The 5,066-nt window shown below is 74.4% G+C and carries 5 protein-coding genes; 1 reads left to right on the top strand and 4 read right to left on the bottom strand.

Going from position 1 to position 5,066, the window contains the following annotated elements; genetic code table 11:
- On the top strand, positions 1–1,380 hold a 1,380-nt coding region (locus ABZ749_RS29215; protein WP_357233432.1), incomplete at its 5' end, for an acetolactate synthase large subunit.
- Here the strand turns inward: ABZ749_RS29215 and ABZ749_RS29210 are convergent.
- From ABZ749_RS29210 to ABZ749_RS29195, 4 genes are all read right to left on the bottom strand, one after another.
- Entirely contained in the window at positions 1,377–2,540 is a 1,164-nt protein-coding gene (locus ABZ749_RS29210) for a hypothetical protein (RefSeq protein ID WP_357233430.1), read from the bottom strand. The genes ABZ749_RS29215 and ABZ749_RS29210 overlap by 4 nt on opposite strands.
- On the bottom strand, positions 2,533–3,381 hold the full coding sequence (locus tag ABZ749_RS29205) for a sugar phosphate isomerase/epimerase family protein (protein WP_357233428.1): 849 nt from the start codon (positions 3,379–3,381) through the stop codon (positions 2,533–2,535). The genes ABZ749_RS29210 and ABZ749_RS29205 overlap by 8 nt, the downstream gene beginning before the upstream one ends.
- Complete coding sequence (locus ABZ749_RS29200) at positions 3,378–4,529, bottom strand: dihydrodipicolinate synthase family protein (protein WP_357233426.1); 1,152 nt, start codon at positions 4,527–4,529, stop codon at positions 3,378–3,380. Before ABZ749_RS29200 ends, ABZ749_RS29205 begins: the two co-directional genes overlap by 4 nt.
- Positions 4,526–5,066, bottom strand: a 541-nt coding sequence (locus ABZ749_RS29195) for a Gfo/Idh/MocA family oxidoreductase (RefSeq protein ID WP_357233424.1), incomplete at its 5' end; no start/stop codon positions are given. The genes ABZ749_RS29195 and ABZ749_RS29200, both read right to left, overlap by 4 nt.

Genomic DNA, 5,066 nt, shown 5'->3' with positions numbered 1-5,066 from the left:
GTCGCGGCGGGCTTAGCCGCGACGCTGCTGCACCTCGGGCCCGGACTCGCGTACGGCCTGACGAACCTGCACAACAGCCGCCGCGCCAACTCGCCGGTGGTGAACATCGTCGGTGACCACGCGACGTTCCACACCGCCTTCGATCCACCGTTGAACTCCGACATCGCCGCGCTGGCGGGATGGCTACGCGGCCCCGTCCGCCGCCCCGAGGACGCAGCCGGTGCCGGCCCGGACGCCGCCGCCGCGCTCGCCGCCGTCCTGGAGCCACCCGGGCAGATCGCCACCGTGATCATGCCGGCGGACGTGTCCTGGTCCGAGGGAGGTGCGGCCGGCACACCCGTGCGGCCCCGGCCGGCGCCGACGGTCGATCAGGAGACGATCAACCAGGTCGCGGAGGCTCTTCGAAGCGGCGAGACGACCGCACTGGTGATCGGCGGACCGGCTCTACGGGAGGCCGGCCTGCTGGCAGCGGGCCGCATCGCCGCGGCGACCGGTGCACGGGTCTTCCAGGAGCTCTACTCCAACCGGGTCGAACGAGGGGCGGGCCTACCCGCGTTCCCCCGGCTCGGCTTCTATCCCGACCAGGTGCTCGACCAACTGCACGGGGCGCGGCACGTCATCGTCGCGGGCACCAAGGCACCGGTCTCGTTCTTCGCCTACCCCGACCAGCCGAGCCTCCTCGTGCCCGACGGGGCCCGGACGCATGTCCTGGCCGAGGTCGGTCAGGACGCCGTCGCCGCGCTGGTCCGGCTCGCCGACCTGGTGGCACCGGACGCGGCGGCCCAGGTCACCGACCCGCACCCGCCGGCCCTACCCACCGGCGCACTCACCCTGCAGAACTGGGCCGACATCATCGCGGCGCTGCTACCCGAACGGGCCATCATCATCGACGAGTCCGTGAGTTCCGGCACCACCCTCGCCGCCGCCACCGCCGGCGCTCCCCGACACGACGTGCTGATGCAGACCGGTGGCGCCATGGGCGACGGTCTGCCCCTGGCCGTCGGCGCCGCCGTCGCCGCACCCGACCGACCGGTGGTGGCGCTGGTGGCCGACGGCTGCGTGATGTACACCGCCACCGCGCTCTGGACCCAGGTACGCGAGCGGTTGAACATCACCAACGTGATCCTCAACAACCACGGGTACGCGATCCTGCGCCAGGAGTGGAGCTATTTCAGCAAGCAGCCGGGCCCGGCCAACCCCGACGCCAATCCACTGTTCGACCTGACCAACCCTCAGATCGACTTCGTGGGACTGGCCAACGCGTTCGGGATGCCCGCCACCCGCGCCAGCACCGCCGAGGAACTCGCGGAGCAGTTCTCCGCGGCGCTGAACCAGCCGGGCCCGCAGCTCATCGATGCCACCATCCCCGCTGCGGCCTAGGCGACGCCTCCCTGGCGCCGCCAGAGCACCGTGCACGCCGCGGCCAGGGCCAGCCCGAGCAGCGGGGCGACACCCACCCCGGCGAGCGTGCAGGCCACCGCGAGCAGCGCCGGCGGCATCCAGCACCAGGCGGGCACGGTACGCGGGACACGACCGCGCCGACGGGCCGCTGCTTCCACCGCCATCGGCACCACCAGCACCGGCAACGCGGCGGCCAGCAGGGTCAGCCAGGGCAGCACCAGACGGTCGAACCGCGCCACCGCCAGCATCCCCCCGAGCACCGCGACGAGCAGCATCGCCGCCCGCGCCGGCACGCGGGGAGCCAGGCCACGCAACGCCAGGGAACCGGAGTACGTGGTGGTCAGCGCCGCCGCGAAGACCGCCACCGCGACGAACAGATTCGCGTACGCGGCCAGCCCCGAGCCGGCGGCGAGCAGCGCGACCACGTCGGCCGAGCCGGTCCGCAGCCACAGGCCGGCCCCGGCCAGCACCCCGAGCAGCGCCGGCCCGACCAGTAGCCCCACGCACCAGGCCAGGTCCCGCCTTCGGGAAAGGCCCACGCTGAAGTCCGGTGCGCGCAGCGCGAACACGGCCGCGTACCCGATCAGCGCGGCGGCGTCGGCGAGCCCGCCGCCGGTGGGGCGGACCGGCGCACCGGGTGGTGGAAGCACCGTCAGGCACCAGCCGACCAGCACCACCGCGCTGAGCGTGGTGACCACCGCGACCCGGTTACCGAGCCGGGCCGGCGCCCAGGAGACGGCGAGGACCGCCACCTCCAGCAGCGCCGGCCCGGCCCAGCCGGGCAGGTGGGTCAGCGCGGCCAGCGAGGCCCCGCCGAGCCCGACGTTGAACCCGTTCCACCCGACCATCGACACGGCCAGCACCGCCGCCAGCAGCAGCCGCGAGGTGTCCCCCAGGTACGCGGGAAGCACCGCGGTCAACGTCCCGCCGTCGCCGAGCGGCCGGCGCAGCCCGATCAGGCCCTGCCCCCAGAGCAGGGCCGCCATCAGCGCCCCGCCGACCAGCAGCCCGGCCACCGGCACCGCGCCACCGTGTCGGGCGGCCATCGCCGCCCCGAGGACCAGCGTGGCGGGCGCGGTGCCGATGCCCAGCCACGCGCCGACCGCCGCCGGCCACCGCCGTTCGGGGCTGTCAGGCAACGTGGCGCAGGTAGCCGGCGATCGCGGCGTCGAGCACCTCCGGGCCCGGACGTGCCCACACCTCGGCGGAGAAGACCTCCACCTCGATCGGGCCGACGTAGCCGGCCGCGTCCACCGCCTCGCGAAGCCGACGCAGCTCGATGCAGCCGTCGCCGGGCAATGCCCGGCCGAGCAGCACCCCCTCCGGCAGCGGGGTCACCCAGTCGCACACCTGGAACGCGGCGATCCACTCGCCCGCCCGCGCGATCTGCGCGTACACCGTGTCGTCCCACCAGACGTGGTACGCGTCGACCACCACGCCGACCACCGCCGGGTCGAACCGCTCGGCGATGTCCAACGCCTGGCCGAGGGTGACGATCACGCACCGGTCGGCGGCGAACATCGGGTGCAGCGGCTCGATGGCCAGCCGTACCCCGGCCGCCTCGGCGTGCGGTGCCAGCTCGCCGATCGCGTCGGCGACCCGACGCCGTGCGCCGTCGACGTCCCGGCTGCCGACCGGCAGCCCACCGGAGACCAGCACCAGCTCCGGGGCGCCCAGGACGGCGGCTTCCTCGATGGCCCGCAGGTTCTCCGCGCGCCAGTCGTCGGCGGAGAAGAAGCCACCCCGGCACAGCGACGTGACGGCGAGGCCGGCGTCGCGGACCAGTTTCGCCGACCGGGCCAACCCGTACCCGGCAACCGGCTCCCGCCACAGGCCGATGCCCGGCACGCCGGCCGCCACGCACCCGGCCACCACCTCGGGCAACGGCCAGCGCTGGGCGGTCGCCTGGTTGAACGAGAACCGCCGCAGCGCCTCGTCGCCACCCCGCGGCGCTGCCGCACCCGCGAACCCGGCGCTCACTGCGCCACCCCCGCCACTGTGAACAGCGCTCGGGCGCGGGCGGCGGCCAGGTCGGCGTCGGGCAGCAGCCCGGCCGCGTCGGCCAGGGTGAGCAGGGTGGCCAGGTGCGCCGGGGACCGGCCGGACTGCGCGCCACCGACCATCGTGAAATGGTCCTGGTGCCCGGCCAGCCAGGCCAGGAACACGATCCCCGTCTTGTAGTGCCAGGTCGGTGCCGCGAACAGGTGCCGGGCCAGGGGCACTGTGGGCCCGAAGATCTCGTCGTACGCCGTCAGGTCCCCCCGGTCCAGGGCGGCCATCGCGGCGGCGGCGGCCGGCGCGATGGCCGCGAACACCCCGAGCAGCGCGTCGGAGTGACCCACCTCGTCACCCCGGATCAGCTCCGGGTAGTGGAAGTCGTCACCGGTGTAGAGGCGTACCCCGGCCGGCAGGCGGCGGCGCAACGCGACTTCCCGGTCGGCGTCCAGGAGCGACACCTTGATGCCATCCACCGTGGACTGGTGCGCTTTGATCAGCTCGATCACCGTGTCGGCGGCCAGGTCCAGGTCGACCGCGCCCCAGTAGCCGGTCAACGCCGGGTCGAACATCGGACCCAGCCAGTGCAGCACCACCGGTTCGTCGGCGGCGCTGAGCAACTCGTCGTACACCCGCAGGTAGTCCTCCGGGCCGCGTGCGGCGGCGGCGAGGTGCCGGCTGCACATCAGCACCGGTCGGGCGCCGGCGGCGCGGACGTCGTCGAGCTGCTCGGTGTACGCGGCGGTGACCGCCGCCAGGGTGGCCGGGCCGGCGGGCAGCTGGTCGGTGTTGACCCCGGCGACGATCCGCCCGCCGACCGCACGGGCCTCGGCGGCGCTGCGCCGGATCAGCTCCCGGGTCGCCGGATAGTCCAGCCCCATTCCCCGCTGGGCGGTGTCCATCGCCTCGGCGACCCCGAGCCCGTACGACCAGAGATGCCGCCGGAAGGCGAGGGTGGTGTCCCAGTCCACCGCCGCCGGGGCACCCGGCACGTTCTCCGCCCCCGGGTCGGCGACCACGTGCGCGGCGGCGTACGCGATCCGGCTGGTCGCCGGCGCGTCCGGTCGGGCGAAGCCGCCACCCCCGGCCAGCCGGTGCCGCCGTCCACCGGGCAACACCACCTCGGCGGTCATGAGCGCAGCTCCGGCACCTCGACACGCGCACCCTCGCGGGCCGAGCGCAGCCCCAGCTCGGCGAGCTGCACGCCGCGCGCGCCGGCCAGGAAGTCCCACCGGAACGGCTCTCCGGCCACCACGTGCCGCAGGTACGCCTCCCACTGCACCTTGAAGCCGTTGTCGAACTCCTCGTTGTCGGGCACCTCGGCCCACTGGGCGCGGAAGTCCTCGGTGGCCGGCAGGTCCGGGTTCCACACCGGCTTCGGGGTGAGGGCCCGGTGCTGCACCCGGCAGTTGCGCAGGCCGGCGATCGCGCTGCCCTCGGTGCCGTCGACCTGGAACTCCACCAGCTCGTCGCGGTACACCCGCACGGCCCACGAGGAGTTGATCTGCGCGATCACCCCGCTGTCGAGTTCGAAGATGCCGTACGCGGCGTCGTCGGCGGTGGCCGCGTACGGGTGATTAGCCTCGTCGACCCGTTCGGGCACGTGGGTGGCGGTCACGCAGGAGACGGCGGTGACCCGGCCGAACAGCTCCTCCAGCACGTAGTGCCAG

The sequence above is a fragment of the Micromonospora sp. NPDC047753 genome, from assembly GCF_040642735.1.
Classification (GTDB): Bacteria; Actinomycetota; Actinomycetes; order Mycobacteriales; family Micromonosporaceae; genus Micromonospora.
Note: the sequence above shows the minus strand (reverse complement) of the source record. Positions and strands in the feature narration are given on the sequence as shown.